The sequence below is a fragment of the Marichromatium sp. AB31 genome, from assembly GCF_003718685.1.
Lineage (GTDB): Bacteria > Pseudomonadota > Gammaproteobacteria > Chromatiales > Chromatiaceae > Marichromatium > Marichromatium gracile.
The window spans coordinates 1-605 of sequence record NZ_RHFI01000057.1 but is presented as its reverse complement, the minus strand read 5'-3'; the positions used below and the strand labels follow the sequence as shown (position 1 = coordinate 605).

Annotated in this window: 1 protein-coding gene; it reads right to left on the bottom strand. The window is 51.7% G+C overall.

Features of this window, described 5'->3' with window-relative positions; all coding sequences use genetic code 11:
• Positions 1-605, bottom strand: a 605-nt coding sequence (locus EBL84_RS17630; protein WP_190287997.1) for a hypothetical protein, incomplete at both ends; no start/stop codon positions are given.

Here is a 605-nt window from a genome sequence, read left to right as displayed (position 1 = left end):
GTTCCCCGGCTTCTCTCTTCTTCTCCTTCCCTTTTTTCTTTTTTCTTTTTTCTTCTCCCCTCCTCTTCCCTTCTTTTTTCTCTCTCCCTCTCCCTTCTCTCCTCTCCTCCTCTCTTCCCTTCCTCTCCTCCCCTCTCTTTCCTCTCCTTCCCTCTTTCCTTCCCCCTCTCTTCCTCTCTTCTTTTCTTTCCCTCTTTTCTCTCTCTTTTTTCTCCTTCTCCTTCCCTCCTCTCCCCCTCTTCTCTTCCTCTCTCTTCTCTTCTTTCTTCCCCTCTCTTTCTTCTCTTCCTCCTCTCCCCTCTTTTCCTCTCCCTCTCTCCCCCCTTCTCTCTTCTCTTCTCCTCTCCTTCTCTCTCTCTTTCCTCCTCCTTCCCCTTTTCTTCTTCCCCCTCTCCTCCCTCCCCTCTCCCTTTCCCTCTCTCTCTCTCTTCCTCTCCCCCTTCTTCCCTCCCTTCCCTTTCCTCCTCTCTTCTTCCTTCTTCTTCTTTCCCCCCCCCCCCTCCTCTCTCTCCTTCTCCTTCCCCCTCCTTTCCTTCCCCTTCTCTCTCTCTTCTCTCCTTCTATTCCCTTCTTTCTTCTCCTTATCTCCATCTCCTCCCTTCCAC